Here is a 19,460-nt window from a genome sequence, read left to right as displayed (position 1 = left end):
TCAGTCCTCGCGGGCGATCGGGTAGAGGGGTTCGCCGGCCAGGGCGCGGACCCGCGCAGCAGCGGCGGCCCGGTCGGCGGCGGCGCGTTCCCGCGCCAGTTCGAACTCGAGCAGGGTGCGCTGGCTGTCGACCAGCTCGATGAAGCCCACCTGGCCGGCCCGGTAAGCGGCCTCGGTCGCCTCGAGCGCGTGCCGCGCCCGCGGCACCAGCGTGCCCCCGTAGAGCTGCAGCTTGCGCACGCCGTCGCGATAGTCGAACAGCGCCGCCTTGAGCTCGGCCTCCAGCGCCAGCTCCCGGCTCCGCGCATCGCGCCCGGCGGCCATGAGGCGGGCTTCCGCCTCGCTCAGCGCCGCGTCGTAACGGCGCTGCCGGATCGGCAGGTTCACCGAAATCATCCCCACCAGCATGTCCGTGCCGCCGCCGTCGATGGCGGCGAGGCGCCCCGCGCTGTTGCGCCCGTACTCGAGCCCGAGCCGGATGTCCGGGTAATAGTCCTTGCGCGCCAGCGCCACGGCATGGGTCTCGCGCTCGATCTCGCGCTGCGCCGCGCCGAGCTCGGGATTGGCGGCCAGCGCCGCCTGCAGCCAGGCCTCGTCACTGCGCTCGGGGAGCGCCGGGACTGCCTGTGCTGCCGGTGCCGGCGGCTCCGGCAGCCGGGCGTGCGCGGGCCGGCCGAGCAAGGCGTTCAGGCGCGCGGCTGCCGGGCCGAGGGCATCCAGCAGGGAGCGCAAGTGGTCGTCCAGCCGGCCCAGTTCCACCTGGGCGCGGGTGACGTCCGCCTGGTTCCCCATGCCGGAGCGGTACATGGCGCGAGCCACGCCCTCGAGCCGCACGAGCAAGTCGCGATTCTCACGGGCCGTCGCGACCGCCTGGCGGGCCCAGGCATAGTCGAACCAGGCTGCGGTGACCCGCTCGCCGAGCGCGAGCCGGAGCGCCCGGTAGCGTTGTTCCTCCGCGCCGGCCGCGCTGGACGCGACGTCGGCCCGCAGGCCGCGCTTGCCGAACCACGGCAACGCCTGGGAGACGGAGTAGCGCTCGCCCATGTACTCGGAGTCGGCGTCGACCTGGTCGAACACCAGCCCGAGACCCAGTTGGGGTTCCGGCAGCGCATCGGCCTGGGGCACGCGGGCTGCGGCCGCCTGCCAGCGGTGGCGGGCCGCGGCCAGGGCGGGGTTGTGCGCCTCGGCATGAGCGATCAGCTCGGGCAGCCCGGCTGCGGCCGGCAGTTCGAGGCTGCCGGCCGCCGTGCTGGCCCGAACCGCCGGGCTCGCCATGACAACGCCGCCCAGCAGCAGGGCAAGGATCAGCCGCCGTAGCGACCAGGGTCTGCGGCCGGCACCGGCCGCGCGAAAACAGGACATGAAACACCTCCGTGACTTCGAGGAACAGGGGCTCGAAGCGGAGGTGCTAGTCGTTGAGGACGCAGTGCCTCAGGTGGAGTCGCGGGCCGTGCGGTTCAGGCGGCGCCCGGATGGACGGCGGCGCCGTGACGCGCGCCGCAGGCAGCGGGACGAGGGTCGCGGCCTCGGGGCCCGTGACCGCCACCAGCTCGACCTCGACCTTCGGCAAGGCGGGCGAGCGGCCGTCGAAATCATAGCCGTCGAGGTAAGTGCAGCTGCCCGCACCCCCCGGCTCGTGGCAGGGCGGCGGCGGGTCAGGACAATGGGGACAGTCCCCATCCAGCAGCGCTTCCGCCGCCATCAGGCAGGGGGCGACAGCCATGCTCGCCCAGACCGCCAGGAACATGCTGGCGGCGATACTGGCGAGACCGCGGCGATGGCGACGAAGCGATTTCATGCTCAACTCAGACCGAGACGGCCCAAGACTAGTTCCGGCAGCCGCCCCGGCGCAAGCCGTCGCGGCCCGTAACTGTGCGCCCCGTCACGCCGGGGATCGCGCCGCGATCAGCCCGGGTGCCCCATGCGCTGCAGGGCGGCGATGCGCTCGTCCAGCGGCGGGTGGGTCATGAACAGCCGCTTCAGCCCCGCCGCGCGATGGCCGGAGATGCCGAAGGCCGATAGCTGGTCCGGCAGGGCCGCGTTGTGCCCCTGCTTGAGCCGGTCGAGCGCCGCGATCATGTTCTGGCGCCCGGCCAGGCGCGCCCCGCCGGCGTCGGCCCGGAACTCGCGCTGGCGCGAGAACCACATGACGATCATGCTGGCGAGGATGCCGAGAAAGACCTGGGCGACGATGGTCACGATCCAGAAACCCGGGCCGTGGCCGCGCTCGTTCCGAAACACGAGCCGGTCGACGAGGTGGCCGATGACGCGCGAGAAGAAGATCACGAAGGTGTTCACCACGCCCTGGATCAGGGTCAGCGTGACCATGTCGCCGTTGGCGACGTGGCTGACCTCGTGGGCGAGCACGGCCTCGACTTCCTCGCGGCGCATGCCGTTGAGCAGCCCGGTGCTCACGGCGACCAGGGCGTTGTCGCGCCGCGCGCCGGTGGCGAAGGCATTGGGCTCCGGCGCCGCGTAGATCGCGACCTCGGGCATGCCGATGCCGGCTTCCCGGGCCTGGCGCCGGACGGTTTCGACCAGCCAGGTCTCGACCGGGCCGGACGGCTCGGTGATCACCTTGGCGCCGGTCATGCGCTTGGCGCTCCACTTGGAGATCGCCAGCGAGATGAACGAGCCGCCGAAGCCGAAAATGGCTGCGAAGATGAGCAGCTGGCCGAGATCGAGATCGACGCCCTGCTCGTCGAGGATACCCTCGAAACCGATCAGGCTGAGCACGACCGACATCACCAGCAACACTGCGATATTGGTGGCCAGGAACAGGAAGATGCGCTTCATCACTACTCTCCTCATGCGCCAGCGGGGCGCCCCGACGATCTGGAGACGTTGGCCGCCAGACCGAGACTTTTAACAGACCTTCTGGCGGCTGGCGAGGTTCCCCCGCCTCAGTCGCCGCCGGCGCTCGCGACCGCGCCCTTGTTCACGCCCTCGTAAGCACGGACGCGGAATGCCGTGCCCGGACTGAGCCGGGCCAGTTCGGCAGCGATATGATCCGCCAGGCATTCTACGGTCGTATCCGCCGGCACCTGCTCACAGCGCTCCGCCCACAGCTCCAGCTCGAACTCGCCCTGGCCCGACCGGTAGGCGAAGCGCCAGGCCGGCCGGTCCCCGAGGGTCGTCTCCGCGACCAGGTCCTCCTCGGACGCCAGGTAGACGTCGCGCCAGCGGTCGGCCCAGTAGCGTTCCCAGTGATCGTTGCGCAACCCGTCGGCGTAAACCTCGAGCCGCGACCGATGGCCATGGGCGATGCGCTGGCAGTTGCCGGCGTGGCGCTTCAGGCCGTGACTGTAGTGATAGTAAGCGCCGGGCGCCTCCTCCTCGCGCAACGCGATCCGCACCGCGCTCACGTTCGGCGGCATCAGCGCGGCCACGCAGTCTTCGAGGCAGCGCCGCAGCACGGGCATGGTGACGGCCCGGGCCTCGAGACGGCACACCGCCTCGCCCGGCGAGCGCAGTCGCAGGCCCGCGGCCGGCGCCTCGATCCGCACCTCGCCGCTGCCCCGGGCAACCTCGATCTCCAGCCAGCCGCAGTCGCCGGGCACCAGCAGCTTGTGGTCGGCGAACTCCTCAACCGCGTCGCGGGCGACCCGCTTGACCTCGCCGAAGTCGAGCACCATGGACTGCGGATCGAGTTCGCCTTCCAGCTCGAGATCCACGATCCAGCTCTCGCCCACGAGTCCGCGCTCGCGGTCGAGGCGCGAGAAATCGAGCACCGTCAGCTGTTCGACGAAGAGGCAGGCCATGGGCGCCGATTGTACCGCGCCCCTGTTACGCGCCGGCGTCCCGTGCGACGCTATAGCCTTGCCAACCCGTCGCCGGCGAGGAGGATGTCGTGACGCCGCGCAAGCCCAGGTCCCCGCGCAGCCGGCCCGGCACGGCGCCCGGCCACGCCATCGAGTCGGTCGCCGCCGACAGCGGCGGCGTCACCGTGCACTGGCAGCGCTACAGCGACACGGTGTTCGAGGAGCAGCCCGCCGCCGGGCTCGACGCGGCGCTGACCGGCATGCGCCCGGACACCGTGGACTGGCTGCACTTCGCCAGCGTGCCTGACGCTACCGCCCTGCGCTGGCTCCAGGAGCGGCTCGGGCTCGACCCGCTGGCCCTGGAGGACGTCCACAATGGCCAGCAACGCAGCAAGCTGGAGTTCTACGAAGGGCACAGCTTCATGGTGGTCTCCGTCCCGGTGCCTTCGGCCGAAGGCCTGGGCCTGGAGCAGCTGAGCCTGTTTCTCGGGCCGCACTGGGTGATCAGTTTCTGGGGCGGCGATCCCGCCCTGCTCGAACCGGTGCGCCAGCGGCTGCGCAAGAGCGTCAGCGGACGGATCCGCAAGCGTGGCGCCGACTACCTGTTCTACTGCCTGGTGGACGTGGCGATCGACAGCTGCTTCCCGGTGCTCGAGGCCATCCGCGAGGGGATCGAGGACCTCGAGGAACGGCTGCTGGAGAAGCCGGGCGGGGTCGAGGCGACGGAGATCCACGGCGTGCGCCGCCAGCTCTCCGGGCTGCGCCGGCTCGTGCTGCCCGGCCTGACCGCCCTGCAGCAGCTGTTGCACGACGAAGAGTCGCCGCTGCACCCGAGCACGCGCCGCTACGTGCGCGACGTGCTCGACCACCAGGCACGGATCGGCGACCAGGTCGACAACCTCAGCGAGCTCACGGCCAGCCTGCACGAGATGCACCTCAGCGCGATCAGCCAGCGGATGAACGACGTGATGCGGCTGCTGACCGTGATCGCGACGATCTTCATTCCCCTGACCTTCATCACCAGCCTGTACGGCATGAATTTCGACACCACGGTCAGCCGCTGGAACATGCCCGAACTCGGCTTCCGCTTCGGCTACCCGCTGGTCCTGCTGGTGTGCCTGGGGGTCGCCGGCCTCATGGTCTGGCTGTTCCGGCGCCGGGACTGGCTCTGAGCAATGCCCGGCGCTGCAGCCTTGACGGTGCTCGGCTGGCGCGAATGGGTCGCGCTGCCCGAACTTGGCATCGCCCGCATCAAGGCCAAGGTGGACACCGGCGCGCGCACCTCGGCGCTGCACGCCTTCGAGCTGGAGGCTTTCGAGCGCCACGCCACGCGCTGGGTGCGCTTCGCCGTGCACCCGGACCAGTACGATCGCAGCCGGGTCATCCGCTGCGAGGCCCCGGTCATCGACCGCCGCCTGGTCGCGGACTCGGGCGGCCATCGCGAGCAGCGCTGGGTGATCGCCAGCACCGTGCATCTCGGCGGCCTGGCCTGGCCGATCGAGATGACCCTGACCGACCGGGACACCATGCGCTTTCGCATGCTGCTGGGGCGCACCGCGCTGCGCGGGCGCTTCGTCGTCGATCCCGCCCGTTCCTACTGCCTGGGCAAGGCGCCCGCCGCGCCGGCCCGGCCGCCGGAGGTTTCCTGATGCATATCGCCATCCTGTCGCGCAACCGGGCGCTGTACTCGACCCGCCGGCTGATCGAAGCCGCGCGCCTGCGCGGCCACGAGGTCAGCGTGATCGACCCGCTGAAGTGCGTGATGGACGTCACCTCGCGCCGCCCGTCGGTCCATTACCGCGGCGAGACGCTGCCGCGCTTCGACGCCGTGATCCCGCGCATCGGCGCCTCGATCACCTTCTACGCGCTCGCTGTCCTGCGGCAGTTCGAAGTCATGGGGGTCTACCCGGCCAACGAGTCGGTGGCCATCGGGCGCAGCCGCGACAAGCTGCGCTCCCTGCAGCTGCTCGCCCGGGCCGGGATCGGCATGCCGGTGACCGCGTTCGCCCACTCGCCGGTCGACACCCAGACCCTGGTGAAGCTGGTGGGCGGCGCGCCGCTGGTGCTGAAGCTGCTGGAAGGCACGCAGGGCCGCGGGGTCGTGCTGGCCGAGACCAACAAGGCGGCAGAGAGCGTGATCGACGCGTTCCGCGAACTCGATGCCAACTTCCTCGTACAGCAGTTCATCCGCGAGGCCGGCGGCGCCGACATCCGCGCTTTCGTAGTCGGCGACCGCGTCGTGGCGGCCATGCTGCGCCAGGCGAAAGAAGGCGAGTTCCGCTCCAATCTCCATCGTGGCGGCTCGGCTTCGGTGGTCAAGCTCAGCCCGGAGGAGCGCCGCACCGCCGTGCTTGCGGCGAGGACCGTGGGGCTCAACGTGGCCGGCGTGGACATCGTGCGCGGCAACGACGGGCCCCTGGTGCTGGAAGTTAACTCCTCGCCGGGCCTCGAGGGCATCGAACAGGCGACCGGCAGGGACGTGGCGGGGACGGTGATCGGCTTCATCGAAAAAAAGGCGCAGCCGGGCCGCACCCGCACGCGCGGCAAGGGCTGACGCCATGCCGCCGGCCGCCGCACCGCTGCAGATCGGGGGCGTCACCGTGGCGCCGGGCGAACGCCGCGGTATCGCCCTGCCAGTCGGCATGCTCCATACCCATGTCCCCGTGGAAATGCCGGTCTGGGTGATCCACGGGCGCCGGCCCGGCCCGCGCCTGTTCATCAGCGCCGCGATCCATGGCGACGAACTCAACGGCATCGAGATCATCCGGCGCATCCGCGCGCGGCCGCTCCGCGGCCTGCGCGGCACGCTCCTGCTGGTGCCGGTGGTGAACGTGTTCGGCCTGCTGCAACACACCCGCTACCTGCCCGACCGCCGCGACCTCAACCGCAGCTTCCCCGGCTCCGAGCGCGGCTCGCTCGCCGCCCGGCTGGCCCATTTGTTCATGCGCGAGATCGTGGCCCGGTGCACGCACGGCATCGACCTGCATACCGGGGCGGTCCATCGCAGCAACCTGCCGCAGGTCCGCGCCCAGCTCGACGACCCCGCCACGCGGGAACTCGCCCTCGCTTTCGGCGCGCCGGTGGTGCTCGACTCCCGCCTGCGGGACGGGTCCCTGCGCGAGGCCGCGGCGGAAAAAGGCATTCCCACCCTGATCTACGAGGCCGGCGAAGCGCTGCGCTTCGACGAGATGTCGATCCGGGTCGGCGCGGCCGGGATCATCGAGGTGATGCGGCGGCTCGACATGCTCCGCCCGCGGCCGGAGGGACGCGCCCGCCCGGTCCGGCCCGTCATCGCCGACAGCAGCCACTGGGTGCGGGCGCCGGCCGGCGGCATCCTCCGCACCGCCATCCGCCTGGGCCAGCGGGTCAAGCCGGGCGAGCTGCTCGGCCGCATCTCGGATCCCGCCGGCGACCGGGACTTGCGCGTGGACGCGCCGCACGAGGGCATCGTCATCGGGCGCAACAGCCTGCCGCTGGTGAACGAAGGCGACGGCCTGTTCCACGTCGCCCGCATGGCCCGTCCGGGGGAGGCGCTGGCGGCCGTGGAGGCGATTTCCGGCGCCTTCGGCGAGCCGGGCGCAGTCATCTCGCCGTAGCCGTTCCGTCACGCTGCGGTAGCGCAGCGGCGCCATGCTCTGCAACCGGTGAAGTCACCGGTACACGACATGGCAACCGCGACCAGCTGGCTGGCTCGACTCGAGAATGCCGAGGTGCGTTTCTGCCAGCGGGTGAACCGCGGCTGCGAGCGCCCCATGGTGCTGTGGCCGTTCGCCGCGGTCAGCCGCCTCGGCGACGGCATGTTCTGGTACGGGCTGATGCTGGCCCTGCCGTTCTGGTACGGCAGCGCCGGGATCGCCGTGGCGCTGCAGATGGCGGGCGTGGGACTTGCCGGCCTGATGCTGTACCGGATACTCAAGGAGCGGCTGGTACGGGAGCGGCCCTGCAACCTGCATCCGCACATCCGCGCCGGCGCCCGGGCGCTCGACCGCTACAGCTTCCCTTCCGGGCACACGCTGCACGCGGTCTCCTTCACCCTGGTAGCCACCAGCAGCTTTCCCGAGCTCGGCTGGCTGCTGGTGCCGTTCGCGGTGCTGGTGGCGATGTCGCGGGTCGTCCTCGGCCTGCACTACCCCAGCGACGTGGCGGCGGGCGCCCTGCTCGGCGCCCTGCTGGCGCAGGTCGCGCTCGGCTTCGGCAGCTGAGGGCGCGCCGGCAGGCTCAGCCGGCCGGCGCCACGAGGGCCGCGCCCTGCCGCCGCGGATCGGCCGCGGCCACCAGTTCGCCATCGGGTTGGCGCAGCACCGCGCCGGCGCCGCCGAAGAACATCGACAGCGCCTCGAAGGCTCGTACCGGCAGGGCGATGCCCTCCAGCGGCAGTCCCGGCTCGACCGCCGCCTGCCAGCCAGCCGCCGCACGCTCCACGTGGAGCCGGGGCGCGGCCAGCGCCTCCTCCAGGCTGTGGCCGACCCGCATGAAATTCAGCAGCACCTGCAGCAGCGCCGTCGTGATCCGCTCGGCGCCGGGGCTGCCCAGCGACAGCATCGCGCCGCCGGGACCGCAGGCGACGACCGGCGACATGTTCGAACCCATGCGTGTGCCAGGCGCCAGGGCATGGAAACCCTGCGGGTTGAGCTCCAGCTCGCCGAGGCAGTTGTTGAGCCAGATGCCGGTGCCGGGCACCAGCACGCCGGAGCCGTACCCGGACGAGGCCGTGACGGCACAGGCGAGTCCAGCCGCGTCCAGCGCGGAAACATGCACCGTCGAGGGCGACGCGCGGCCGGTGACGCCGGCCGCCCCGTCCCGCGCCCAGTCCAGCAGCGCCGCCAAGAACACGTCCGCCGCCGGGCCGTCGTGCCCGGCGAGGTCACGCAGGCGGGCGAAGACTTCCCGCTGGACAGCAGCCAGCCTGCCGACCGCCGACGCATCCCAGCCGGCCACCGGCACCGGTCCCATGCGCAGCAGCATCGCCGCGAGCGCTGCCCCGCCGATGGCCGGCGGCGGCGGAACCGCCACTTCCCAGTCGTCGATGACGCAGTGCAGGGGTTCGCGCCGCACGGCCCGGTAAGCCTGCCGGTCCGCCAGGCTCATCAATCCGCCGCCTGTGTCCACGCAGCCGGCGATGGCCGCGCCGAGGCGCCCCGTGTAAAAACTCTCCGGGCCGTCCTGCGCGAGCGTGGCGAGTGTCGCCGGCAGGCCCGGCACATGCAGCGTGGCGCCCGGGGGAAGCAACTCGCCATGCCGGTCGTGGAGGACGGCGGCGCTCTCCGGCTGCCAGCCGAAGATCTCGCGGTGGCTGTACTGGAGCCATGTGCTGGACGCCGCGCCCAGCGGGAAGCCCGCGCGGGCTCGAGCCGCCGCCGGCGCAACGAGATCGGGCCATGCCAGCCGGCCCCAACCGCGCGAGGCCTCGCCCAAGGCAGCGACCGCACCACCCACGCCGACTGCGCCGTGGCCGACAATGGTCTGCATCCCGCCGCCGTAATCCAGCGCCACCGGCCGGCCGGCCGCGCCGAAACGCGCGGCGTCGCGGCCGAGGCCGGGCATCCCGATCCCGCCGTCGATCACGCAGGGTGGCTCGCCGGGACGCCAGATGGTGATGAAGGCGCCGGCGTCCAGGCCGACGATCCCGACTTCCGTGGCCATCGCGGCCAGCGTGGTGGCGATCGCCGCGTCGACCGCGTTACCGCCCGCTTCCGTGACCTCGGCCCCCGCGCGGACGGCGATCTCCGACGGGCCCGCGACACCGACCGCCGTCGTCAATCGTCCGGTCCGCCGGCAAGGTAATCCAGGCAGCCGGAGAGCGTGGCCAGCCGCTCCCGGTCGCCGGCGGGGATATCCAGCCCGGTCTCCCGGGCCAGGGCCCGGTAGAACTTCTCGTGGTCCAGGTCGAACTGCTCGGCCAGCGGCACCTCGGGCTCGATCGGGCGGTCGCCGATCTCGCCCGCCGCCTGGGCCAGGGCCCTGAGCACGGCGGTCTCCAGGTCGCGTTCGTTCATCTCGCTCTCCCTCGGGCAGGCTCCGGCTGGATGAGCCCAGAAGGGCTATCCTTCCAGAGTGGCCCCCGCCAGCGCAACGACGGCTGATACAGGTCAATGCCGCCGGCGTCCATGCGGGCGATAAAGGACATGGCCACGGGCTTGAATATTAGCAATCCCTAAACTAATATTCGCCATCATCAGGGCGGTCCCGCCGGACGCGCCCCCGCCAGATGGAGATCCATCCGTGAAACAGGCCCTGTTGGAATTCGCCCTGCAACGTCCGCGCACGGTGTACCTCGTGACGCTGCTGCTCGCGCTGGTACTAGGGCTGCAGATCCCCCGGATCCAGGTGGACACCGATCCGGAGAACATGCTGCCCGAAACCCAGGCCGACCGGGTGTTCCACAACGAGGTCAAGGAAGAGATGGCCCTGCACGACGCGATCGTGGTCGGGCTGGTGGCCACCGATCATGCGGACGGCATCTACAACCCGGCCTCGCTCGGCGCGCTCCACCGCGCCACCGAGGAGATCATCGAGCTTGAGGGCGTCGTCGCGCGCGACCTGATGGCGCTCCCGGTGGCCGACAACATCGACCAGGCCGGGCCCGGCACCGTGCGCTTCGAGTGGCTCATGCCGGAACCGCCCGCGAGCCGCGAGGAGGCGCTGGCGATCAGGGAAGCCGTCGAGCGGCTGCCCCTGCTCAAGGACACCCTCGCCTCGGGCGACGGCAAGGCGGCCGCCATCTACGTGCCGATCCGCGACAAGGACGAGAGCCACCGGCTGGCGCGGGAAATCGCCGCCATCACGGCGGCCGCCTCGGCCGAGTACGGCGCCCCGGGGGAATGGCACGTCACCGGCCTGCCGGTGGCGGAAGACACCTTCGGCTACGAGATGTTCGTGCAGATGGGCATCTCGGCCCCGCTGGCCGGCCTCGCGATCTTCCTGCTGCTGTGGTTCTTCTTCCGCAGCATCCCACTGATCGTGGCGCCGATGATCGTAGCGATGGTGACCGTGATCGCCACCATGGGCCTGCTGATCGGCATGGGCTTCACGGTCCACATCATGAGTTCCATGATTCCCATCTTCCTGATGCCCATCGCCGTGGTGGACTCGGTGCACATCATGTCCGAGTTCGCGGATCGCTACCGGCCAGGCCGCGATCGGAACGAGACCATCCGCGAGGTGGTCGGGCACCTGTTCAGGCCCATGCTCTTTACCTCCGTCACCTCCTCCGTCGGTTTCGCCTCGCTCGCCCTGACGCCCATCCCCCCGGTGCAGGTCTTCGGCGCCTACGTGGCCTTCGGCATCATGCTCGCCTTCCTGCTGACCATCGTCTTCATCCCCGCCTGGATCTCCCGCATGAAGCCGGAGAAGCTGGCCAGGATGCAGGCGGCGATCCATAGCGGCGAAGGCGACTCGCTGCTGGCGCGGCTTCTGCGCAGCACCGGTCGCGGCGCCCTGCGGCACGGCAAGCTGGTGCTGCTGGGCTTCGCCGTCGTATTCGCGCTCAGCGTGGCCGGCATCACCCAGATCCAGATCAACGACAACCCGACCCGCTGGTTCAAGTCCGACCACCGGATCCGCGTCGCGGACGAGGTGCTCAATCGCCATTTCGCCGGCACCTACGACGCCTGGATAGTGCTGGACCATGTCGACCGTCCCGACGGGGCCCTGCTGGCGGAACGCGTCCAGCCGGCGCTGGCGGCGGCACCGGCCGGCGTGCGCGAGTTCTGGGGCGAGCTGGCGCCGGCCACGGACGAGACCCTGGGCGGCGAGCGGCTGACCGGCCTGATCTCGGCCCTGGAAGACCGCCTGTTCGACGCGGACGGCGCAGCGGCGGAGGCGCTGGAAGCGCTGTTGCGCGCGGTCGAGTCGGTGGCCAGCGAGGCGAAGTACTTCCAGCAGCCCGAGGTGCTGCGCTGGATCGCGGCGCTGCAGGCCGACCTGGAGGCCAGCGGCCTGGCGGGCAAGAGCAACGGCTTGCCCGACCTGGTGAAGACCGTGAACCGCGAGCTGCGCAGCGGCGCGCCGGAGGACTACCGGATCCCCGAGCGCAGTGCCGGCGTCGCCCAGGCACTGCTGCAGTTCCAGTCCTCGCATCGCCCGCAGGATCTCTGGCACATGGTGACCCCGGACTTCAGCCGGGCCGTGGTCTGGCTGCAGCTCCCGAGCGGCGACAACCAGGACATGACCGCCGTCATCGAGCACGTCGACGCCTACCTGGAACAGCACCCGCTGCCCGCCGGCATGGACCTGCAGTGGGCGGGCAAGACCTACCTCAACGTCGTCTGGCAGGAGGCCATGGTGAAGGGCATGGTCGGCAGCCTGGCCAGCGCCTTCCTGGCCGTCCTGATCATGATGACCATCCTGTTCCGGTCCTTCGGCTACGGCCTGCTGGCGATGTTGCCGCTGACCATCACCATCACCTTCATCTACGGCCTGATCGGCTGGATCGGCAAGGACTACGACATGCCCATCGCGGTGCTCTCGGCGCTCACGCTGGGCCTGTCGATCGACTTTGCCATTCACTTCATCGAGCGGTCGCGCGAGGCACTGGCGGAACTCGGCGACTTCCGGGCCGCCATGGCGGCAGTGTTCGAGGAACCCGCCCGCGCCATCAGCCGCAACGCCATCGTCATCGCGGTCGGCTTCACCCCGCTGCTGCTCGCGCCGTTGGTACCCTATATCACGGTCGGCGTCTTCCTGGCCTCGATCATGGCGGTATCGGCGCTCGTCACGCTGGTGCTGCTGCCGGCGGCGATGCAGCCGTTCCTCGCCGACCGCAAGCGCGCCGCCTGATGCCGGCGCAAGGAGAAACCCAGATGAAATACCTGCAGCTCATCGGCCTTTCGATCTTCGCCCTGGCCCTGTCGCCGGGCGCACGCGCGGAGCCGCTGACCGACGCCAAGGAGATCGTCGCGCGCGCGAATCTCGCCTCCTACTACAACGGCGACGACGGCCGCAGCGAAGCCCGCATGGCGATCGAGGACGCCCAGGGACGGCGCCAGCTGCGCCAGTTCACCATTCTCCGCCGCGACCATGCCGACGGCGGCGACCAGGACTTCATGGTGTTCTTCTCGCGGCCCTCGGACGTGCGCGGCACCGTGTTCCTGGTGGCCAAGCACGTCGATCGCGACGACGACCGCTGGCTCTACCTGCCGGGCCTCGACCTGGTGCGGCGGATCAGCGCGGGCGACAAGCGCACCAGCTTCGTCGGCTCGAACTTCTTCTACGAGGACGTCTCCGGCCGCCACCCGGAAGCGGACGAGCATACGCTGGTCGAAACCACCGCCGAGCACTACGTGCTGGAGAGCCGGCCGAAGGACCCGGGCGCGGTGGAGTTCGACCGCTACGTGACGCGCATCGATCGCAACACCTTCCTGCCGATGCGGACCGAGTATTACGACGACCGTGACCGGGTCTACCGCCTGATGGAGGTGCTGGCCGTGGAGGAGATCGGCGGCTACCCGACGGTCACGCGCTCCCGGATGTCGGCGCCCCTCGACGGCGGCAATACGCTGATGGAGTTCCGCTACATCGAGTACGACGTAGGGCTGCCGGCCGACATCTTCTCGGAGCGCTACCTGCGTAGTCCGCCGGTGGACTGGCTGCGGCGCAGCGGGGAATAGGCGATGGCCGGGTCGCGCCGCGTCATCGCGCTGGTGCTGCTGGGCCTGGCGGCCGGCCCCGGGGCGTCCTGGGCCCAGGCGCAGACGCCGCCGGAGGACGACCCCTTCGCCGGCTTCGACGAGGAGTGGGACGATCCCTGGGCCACCGAGGACCAGGGCCTGCGCTGGACGGGGTTCGTCGAAGGCGGCCTCGGCGCGCGCAACAGCGACGTCGCCGGGCTGGACCGCCTTACGCTGGGCGAGCTGCGCGTGCGTGCCGAGACGCGCTACGACCATGCCGACTTCCAGGTCGAGTTCAAGGGCGACCTGGTGTGGGACGAGGTCATCGATTCGCTCGAGACCGAGTTGCGCGAGCTGTCGGTAGCCTTCCGCCCGCTGGCGAGCGTGGACGCCAAGGTCGGCCGCCAGGTGCTCACCTGGGGCACCGGCGACCTGCTGTTCCTCAATGACCTGTTCCCGAAGGACTTCATCTCCTTCTTCGCCGGCCGCGACGAGGACTACCTCAAGCTGCCGTCGGATGCAGCGCGGGTCAGCGTGTTTACCGACCTGGTGAACCTCGACCTGGCCTGGATGCCGCGCTTCGAACCGGACGGTTACCTTTACGGCGAGCGCTTCGCCTTCTGGAACCCCGCGGCCGGCGCGGTCGTAGCGCCCCAGCCGCCCCGGCGCGCCGACACCCCCGACACCTATGAGCTGGCGCTGCGGCTGTTCCGCACCGTGGGGCCGATCGAATATGCCGCCTATGGCTACACCGGGCGCTGGAAGCAGCCGGTCGGCCTGGACGCCCAGGGCCTGCCCCGCTTCCCCCGGCTGCGCACCTTCGGCGCCAGCGTGCGCCGGCCCCTGTATCGCGGCCTGTTCAACGCTGAATTCGCCTGGTACGACTCCCGCGACGACCGCGACGGCACCGACCCGGCGACGCCCAACTCGGAGCTGCGCCTGCTGGCCGGCTACGAGCAGGAACTGGTGCGCAATCTCACCGCCGGAACCCAGTTCTACGTCGAGCGGATCCAGCACCACGACCGGCTGCTGGCCAACTCGCCCGATCCGGCCCGGGAGCGCGAGCGGTGGCGGACGGTGGTGACCCTGCGCCTCACGCACCGCGCGCTGCAGGAGAAGCTGACGAGCTCGTTGTTCGTCTTCGCCTCGCCGACCGAGAGCGACTACTACCTGCGGCCTTCGGTCGCCTGGCGCCGCGACGACCGGTGGCTGTTCACCGGCGGCTTCAACGTCTTCGGCGGCAGCGAGGAGCACACCTTCTTCGGCCAGCTGGAGGACAACAGCAACGCCTGGCTGCGGGTGCGTTATCACTACTGAGCCCGACATGGTGCGCGGCCTGCGGGCACCGCAGGCCTACCCCGGTGCCGTCACCGAGGTCGAGCTGGCGGAAACGCACATTTCCTGGGTCTTCCTCGCCGGCGACTATGCCTACAAGTTCAAGAAGCCCCTCGACCTGGGCTTCCTGGACTTCCGCGAGCCGGCGCGGCGGCTGCATTTCTGCCGCGAGGAACTGCGGCTTAACGGGCGGCTGGCGCCGGAGATCTACCTCGACCTCGCCGGCGCAACCCGGACCCCGGCCGGCTGGCGCGTCGGGCCGTGGCGCGAAGGCGCCGAGCCCGCCGTGCGCATGCGCCGTTTCCCGGCCGCGGCCCGGCTCGATCGCCGGCTCGAGGCCGGCCGGTTGCCGGCCGCTGCGCTGGAGCGCTTCGCCCGCGCGCTGGCCGGGTTCCAGCAGGGCCTGCCCCCGGCCGGCACCGACCAGGCACTGGGCAGTGCCGCCCAGGTCGTGCGGCCGGCGCTGGCGAATTTCGACATGCTCCGCGATGCGCCGCTGGATAGCGGGACCACCGCGCGCCTGGACGCGCTTGCGACCTGGACGCGGAACGCGGCGGACGAACTGGCGCCCGTGTTCGACGCGCGGCTGGCGACCGGCCGCGTGCGCGAGGGGCATGGCGATCTCCACCTCGGCAACCTGGTCATGCTGGCCGACCGGATCGTGGCCTTCGACGGCATCGAGTTCGACCCGGCGCTGCGCTGGATCGACCTGCAGAGCGAGGTCGCGTTCCTGCTCATGGACCTCGAGTCGCGCGGGTACGCGGCGCTCGGCTGGCGCTGGTACAACGCCTGGCTGCAGGCGAGCGGCGACTACGAAGGCTTGCGCGTGTTGCGCTGGTACCTGGTGTACCGCCACCTGGTAAGAGCGAAGATCGCGGCCATCCGGCATTCGCAGGGGACGCTCGAGGCGGACGAAGCCGCCGCGCTGGCGCGCGAACTGGCGCGGCACGTCGAGCTGGCCGCGGCCCACGCTGCGCCCGCGCCGCCTCGCCTGCTGCTGATGTCCGGCTATTCCGGTTCCGGCAAGAGCCGCCTGGCGCAGCGCCTGGCCCCGGAGCTGCCCGCCGTGATGGTGCGCTCCGACGTGGAACGCAAGCGCCTGCACGGCATCGACCCGGCCCGCCCGGCAGCGGCGGCGGTGGGCCATGGCCTGTACGACGCCGCCGCGAGCGAGCGGACCTATGCGCGTCTGGCCGAGATCGCCCGGCTCGGGCTGGGCGCCGGCTGGAGCATGGTGGTGGACGCGGCTTTCCTCGAGAGCAGCCGGCGCGAAGCCTTCCTGCAGCTTGGCCTGGACGCGGGCGCCCGGCCTGCGGTCCTGCGCTGCGAAGCGCCGGCCGCGCTGTTGCGGGCGCGCGTGGCGAACCGCAGCGGTGATCCATCCGACGCCGGGCTCGACGTGCTGGAGGCGCAGCTCGCGCGCCCGCCGGAGTCCGGACCGCTGGAGCGGCAATATGCCGTCGCGGTGGACACCAGCGACGACCCCGAGCTCAGCGGCCTGCTGCGAAGGCTGCCGTGAGGCGATAGCCGGCCCGCCGCCAGGCGACAGCGGTAAGCCCGAAATAGCCGTGCATCAGCAGGGCGAAATTCCAGGCCACCATGTTGTCCACCGGCCACTCCGGGAAAAAGTTCTTCGCCGGCACGTTGACCAGGCCGAACAGCAGCATGGCGCCGCAGAACCCGACCTTGGCTCGTACCAGCCCGGTGCCGACCGCGGCCTCCAGGCCGGCTGGCAGGCGCCGCAGGCGATAGGCCAGGAGCAGCTGTGCCAGCGCCGTGAACGCGAAGTACACGGTGACGCCGTAGCGGCGCATGAACTCATAGGCGTCGCCTTCGGTGCCGAGGAAGACCACGTAGAAAACGAGGAATAGCGCGCCGATGACGCCGAGGCCTGTGATCCAGTCGCGGCCGCGCCCGCGGTCGCCGAGGTGTCCCAGCCAGTGGCGTACCAGGATCCAGTAGGCGGCGATCACGGTGGCCGTGGGCAGCATCATGCCGCGGAACACGTGGATCGAGGGATCGCGCCGCGCCGCGCCGCTGATCGAGGTGCAGCCTTCGAGGAAGGGGAAACAGGTCGGGACCTGGCCGGTGGCGGCGGAAATCGTGTAGGTGATGACGACGGCCAGCGTCGGCATAACCCAGCACAGCAGCGCCAGCCAGTGAACGCGCATCAGTGGGCCGCGTAGCGGCGCCCCGCCGCTGTCAGCATCCATGCGCTGCCTCGCACTGCCGGCCCGCAGGCGCTCTCGACCGGGCAGCCCGCGCAGGCATCGCCGCAATCGCCGACGCGCTCCAGCAGCCCGCGCTGCTCCAGCTCCCCCACCATCGCCTCGACCATGGCGGGCGAAGTGCCGAGGGCTGCGGCCAGCTCCTGGGTGTTGCCGACGCGGCCTGACGCGATGGTGACCAGCACCTGCTTAAGCACCTGCGCCTCCCAGGCCGAACAGCAGCGCCAGCCGGTAGACCAGCAGCCCGAACAGCAGCGCGGACGCCAGCATCAGGCCGGCGCTCGCCAACGTCCAGCCCCAGCTCCGGGTCTCGGCCCGGATCGCCGCCACGGTCGCCACACAGGGCACGAAGAGCATGTTCACCACCAGGAAGGACAGCGCCGCTGCCGGCGTGATGACCATGGCCAGCGTCTGGCCCAGGCTCTCGCCCTCGCTGCCGAAGATGATGCCCAGCGCGGCGATGGAGTTCTCCTTGGCCACGAAGGACGACAGCGTGGCGACGATCAGCCGCCAGTCGAGGCCGAGCAGGCTGCCGACCGGCTCCAGCGACCGGCCGAACATGGCGAGGTAGCTGTCGTCCACGCCGGCGCCCGGATACGACACCAGCACCCAGATGACCATCGACACCACCACGATGATGGTGGCGGCGCGCTTGATGAAGGTCCACACGTTGGTGGCCGCGTAGACCAGGATGGTGCGCGGGTTCGGCAGGTGGTAGAGCGGCATCTCCATCACGAAGGCCAGCCGCTCGCGCCGGAACACGAAGCGGTCCAGCAGCACGCCGATCAGCACCAGCACCAGCAGGTTGGCGACCACCAGGCTCCAGGCAACCAGCGTGGGGAAGGCCGGGAAGAACAGCGGTACCAGGAAGGCCAGCACCAGGAGGCGCGCACTGCAGGGAACGAAGGGCGCCAGCATGATGGTGAGCAGCCGTGCCGGGCGGGACTCGATCACCCGGCTCCCCATCACCGCGGGGACGTTGCAGCCGAAGCCGAGGAAAAGCGGCAGGAAGCTCTTGCCGTGCAGGCCGATGCCGTGCATGAAGCGGTCCATCACGTAGGCCATGCGGCTCTGGTAGCCGGTGTCCTCGAGGAACCCCAGCGCGAGATAGAACACGAACAGGATCGGCACGAAGGTCACCACGATGCCCGCGCCGGCCAGCAGGCCGTCGATCACCAGCCCCTGGACCCAGGCCGGCGCGCCGCCCAGCAGGGCGCCGAGCCCTGTCGCAACGCGCGCCACCACGCCTTCCTCGAGCCAGCCCTGCACGGGCCCGGCGACCGAGAAGGTCACCCAGAACACCAGGGCGAAGACGCCGAGCAGGAGCGCCAGGCCCCAGCCGGGATGGGTGGCGATCCGGTCGAACCGGTCGGTGAAACTGACCTGGCCGAGCTTCGGCCGCCGCACCGCGGCGCGCACCATGCGGCCGATCCACTCGTAACGCGCGCCGGCCACGTCGAGCACTGCGTCCTCGTGCTCGCGCAGCAGCGCCTGCACGCGCGCCCGCGGCTCCGGCGCCAGCCATTCAGCGGCGCGCTCCGTGACTTCCCGGTCGCCCTCCAGCAGCTTGAGCGCCACCCAGCTGTCGGGCACGCCCTCGGGCACTGCGCCCGCCACCAGCGTACAGACCTCCTCGTAAACCTCCCGGTGGGCCGCGGCAATCTCGGGCCGGTCGGGCGCATAGTCGCGCTGGCCGTCGGCCACCGCCGCCGCAGCCTGCAACAGCTCGGCAACGCCCTCGTTGCGGCTGGCCACCATCGGCACCACCGGCAGCCCCAGCGCGGCCTCCAGCACGTGGGCATCGAACTCCACGCCCTCGCGCCGCGCGACATCCACCATGTTGACGCCCAGCACTACGGGGATGGGCAGCAGGAGCAGCTCGGCGAGCAGGTAGAGGTTGCGCTCCAGCGCCGCCGCGTCCGCCAGCATGATGATGACGTCGGGCCGCTCGCGGAGTATGAACTCGCGCGCGATCCGCTCCTCCTCCGAGTTGGAGGTCAGGCTGTAGGTCCCGGGGAGATCGACCACGTGAAACTCGCGCCCGCCGATGCGGGCCGAGCCTTCCCGCCGCTCGATGGTGCGCCCGGGCCAGTTGCCGACCTCGGCCGTGAGCCCGGTCAGGATGCTGAAGACCGTGGACTTGCCGACGTTCGGCTGCCCGGCGAGGCCGATGACCAGCGGGCGCGGCACGGCGCTCGCGGCGGGGCCGGCACCGAGCTCAATTGGCTGCGGTCGGGCACTCATACACGGTCACCAGCCCGGCCTGGCTGCGCCCGAGGGCGATACGCGTGTCCCGCACGCAGGCGAGCATCGGGCCGAAGCCGCGATTCTGCAGCACGACGATCTGGGTCCCGGCCGTCAGCCCCATGGCCGCGAGGCGCGCCGCGAGGTCGCGGCCGCCGGTGACGCGGGCAACGATGCCGCGGAATCCATCCGGCAGGTCGCTGAGGATGAATTCATTGGCGCTGGTCATGATGAATTCCTGTCGTTAACCTTTGGGGTCTTCCGGCGCTGCCGCCGCCCCCGCG

The 19,460-nt window shown here is 70.9% G+C and carries 19 protein-coding genes; 9 read left to right on the top strand and 10 right to left on the bottom strand.

What is annotated here, in order from left to right:
- The 4 genes from G6N75_RS11875 to G6N75_RS11860 form a co-directional block, all read right to left on the bottom strand.
- Complete coding sequence (locus G6N75_RS11875) at positions 1-1,362, bottom strand: TolC family protein (RefSeq protein ID WP_165348576.1); 1,362 nt, start codon at positions 1,360-1,362, stop codon at positions 1-3.
- A gap of 46 nt (positions 1,363-1,408) precedes the next feature.
- On the bottom strand, positions 1,409-1,798 hold the full coding sequence (locus G6N75_RS11870) for a hypothetical protein (protein ID WP_165348575.1): 390 nt from the start codon (positions 1,796-1,798) through the stop codon (positions 1,409-1,411).
- A gap of 107 nt (positions 1,799-1,905) precedes the next feature.
- A complete protein-coding gene (gene htpX, locus G6N75_RS11865; protein ID WP_165348574.1) occupies positions 1,906-2,796 on the bottom strand; it encodes a protease HtpX in 891 nt (296 codons plus the stop codon).
- Between the two features lie 107 nt (positions 2,797-2,903).
- Positions 2,904-3,761, bottom strand: coding sequence for a 6-carboxytetrahydropterin synthase (locus G6N75_RS11860; protein WP_165348573.1), 858 nt, complete (start codon positions 3,759-3,761; stop codon positions 2,904-2,906).
- Between the two features lie 89 nt (positions 3,762-3,850).
- Between G6N75_RS11860 and corA the strand changes: the two genes are divergently transcribed.
- The 5 genes from corA (at position 3,851) to G6N75_RS11835 (ending at position 7,963) form a co-directional block, all read left to right on the top strand.
- Positions 3,851-4,933, top strand: a complete 1,083-nt coding sequence (corA, locus tag G6N75_RS11855; RefSeq protein WP_165348572.1) for a magnesium/cobalt transporter CorA — start codon at positions 3,851-3,853, stop codon at positions 4,931-4,933.
- 3 nt (positions 4,934-4,936) lie between these two features.
- Positions 4,937-5,410 carry an ATP-dependent zinc protease gene (locus G6N75_RS11850; RefSeq protein ID WP_165348571.1) on the top strand — a complete coding sequence of 158 codons (474 nt, stop codon included), beginning with the start codon at positions 4,937-4,939 and terminating at the stop codon, positions 5,408-5,410.
- The gene (gene rimK / locus G6N75_RS11845) at positions 5,410-6,315 is read left to right on the top strand and encodes a 30S ribosomal protein S6--L-glutamate ligase (protein WP_165348570.1); all 906 of its coding nucleotides are present in this window, start codon (positions 5,410-5,412) and stop codon (positions 6,313-6,315) included. The genes G6N75_RS11850 and rimK overlap by 1 nt, the downstream gene beginning before the upstream one ends.
- A gap of 4 nt (positions 6,316-6,319) precedes the next feature.
- On the top strand, positions 6,320-7,357 hold the full coding sequence (locus G6N75_RS11840) for a succinylglutamate desuccinylase/aspartoacylase family protein (RefSeq protein ID WP_165348569.1): 1,038 nt from the start codon (positions 6,320-6,322) through the stop codon (positions 7,355-7,357).
- A 69-nt stretch (positions 7,358-7,426) separates the two neighbouring features.
- The gene (locus tag G6N75_RS11835; RefSeq protein ID WP_165348568.1) at positions 7,427-7,963 is read left to right on the top strand and encodes a phosphatase PAP2 family protein; all 537 of its coding nucleotides are present in this window, start codon (positions 7,427-7,429) and stop codon (positions 7,961-7,963) included.
- 16 nt (positions 7,964-7,979) lie between these two features.
- Here the strand turns inward: G6N75_RS11835 and G6N75_RS11830 are convergent, their stop codons facing one another.
- Both G6N75_RS11830 and G6N75_RS11825 read right to left on the bottom strand, forming a co-directional pair.
- Positions 7,980-9,521: a gamma-glutamyltransferase gene (locus tag G6N75_RS11830; RefSeq protein ID WP_165348567.1), complete on the bottom strand. Its 1,542-nt coding sequence runs from the start codon at positions 9,519-9,521 to the stop codon at positions 7,980-7,982.
- Entirely contained in the window at positions 9,518-9,757 is a 240-nt protein-coding gene (locus G6N75_RS11825; protein ID WP_165348566.1) for an acyl carrier protein, read from the bottom strand. Before G6N75_RS11825 ends, G6N75_RS11830 begins: the two co-directional genes overlap by 4 nt.
- A 226-nt stretch (positions 9,758-9,983) precedes the next feature.
- Here G6N75_RS11825 and G6N75_RS11820 point away from each other — a divergent pair, with 226 nt between their 5' ends.
- Genes G6N75_RS11820 through G6N75_RS11805 form a run of 4 tightly spaced genes read left to right on the top strand, consistent with a single transcriptional unit; the run spans position 9,984 to position 16,223 of the window.
- Positions 9,984-12,539, top strand: coding sequence for an MMPL family transporter (locus G6N75_RS11820; RefSeq protein WP_165348565.1), 2,556 nt, complete (start codon positions 9,984-9,986; stop codon positions 12,537-12,539).
- Between the two features lie 23 nt (positions 12,540-12,562).
- Positions 12,563-13,369, top strand: coding sequence for an outer membrane lipoprotein-sorting protein (locus G6N75_RS11815; RefSeq protein WP_165348564.1), 807 nt, complete (start codon positions 12,563-12,565; stop codon positions 13,367-13,369).
- A 3-nt stretch (positions 13,370-13,372) separates the two neighbouring features.
- Positions 13,373-14,686, top strand: a complete 1,314-nt coding sequence (locus G6N75_RS11810; RefSeq protein ID WP_165348563.1) for a hypothetical protein — start codon at positions 13,373-13,375, stop codon at positions 14,684-14,686.
- A 7-nt stretch (positions 14,687-14,693) separates the two neighbouring features.
- Positions 14,694-16,223, top strand: coding sequence for a bifunctional aminoglycoside phosphotransferase/ATP-binding protein (locus G6N75_RS11805; RefSeq protein ID WP_165348562.1), 1,530 nt, complete (start codon positions 14,694-14,696; stop codon positions 16,221-16,223).
- Here G6N75_RS11805 and G6N75_RS11800 read toward each other — a convergent pair.
- From G6N75_RS11800 to G6N75_RS11785, 4 genes are read right to left on the bottom strand one after another with little or no spacing between them, the layout of a single operon-like run.
- Positions 16,195-16,875 carry a hypothetical protein gene (locus tag G6N75_RS11800; protein ID WP_165348561.1) on the bottom strand — a complete coding sequence of 227 codons (681 nt, stop codon included), beginning with the start codon at positions 16,873-16,875 and terminating at the stop codon, positions 16,195-16,197. The two genes, G6N75_RS11805 and G6N75_RS11800, sit on opposite strands and share 29 nt — an antisense overlap.
- Positions 16,875-17,129: a FeoC-like transcriptional regulator gene (locus G6N75_RS11795; protein WP_165348560.1), complete on the bottom strand. Its 255-nt coding sequence runs from the start codon at positions 17,127-17,129 to the stop codon at positions 16,875-16,877. Before G6N75_RS11795 ends, G6N75_RS11800 begins: the two co-directional genes overlap by 1 nt.
- Entirely contained in the window at positions 17,122-19,176 is a 2,055-nt protein-coding gene (gene feoB / locus G6N75_RS11790) for a ferrous iron transport protein B (protein ID WP_165348559.1), read from the bottom strand. The genes G6N75_RS11795 and feoB overlap by 8 nt, the downstream gene beginning before the upstream one ends.
- A complete protein-coding gene (locus tag G6N75_RS11785) occupies positions 19,151-19,405 on the bottom strand; it encodes a ferrous iron transport protein A (protein ID WP_165348558.1) in 255 nt (84 codons plus the stop codon). The genes feoB and G6N75_RS11785 overlap by 26 nt, the downstream gene beginning before the upstream one ends.
- Between the last annotated feature and the right edge of the window lie 55 nt (positions 19,406-19,460).

The organism is Thioalkalivibrio sp. XN8, from assembly GCF_011058255.1.
GTDB lineage: Bacteria > Pseudomonadota > Gammaproteobacteria > Steroidobacterales > XN24 > XN24.
Note: the sequence above shows the minus strand (reverse complement) of the source record. Positions and strands in the feature narration are given on the sequence as shown.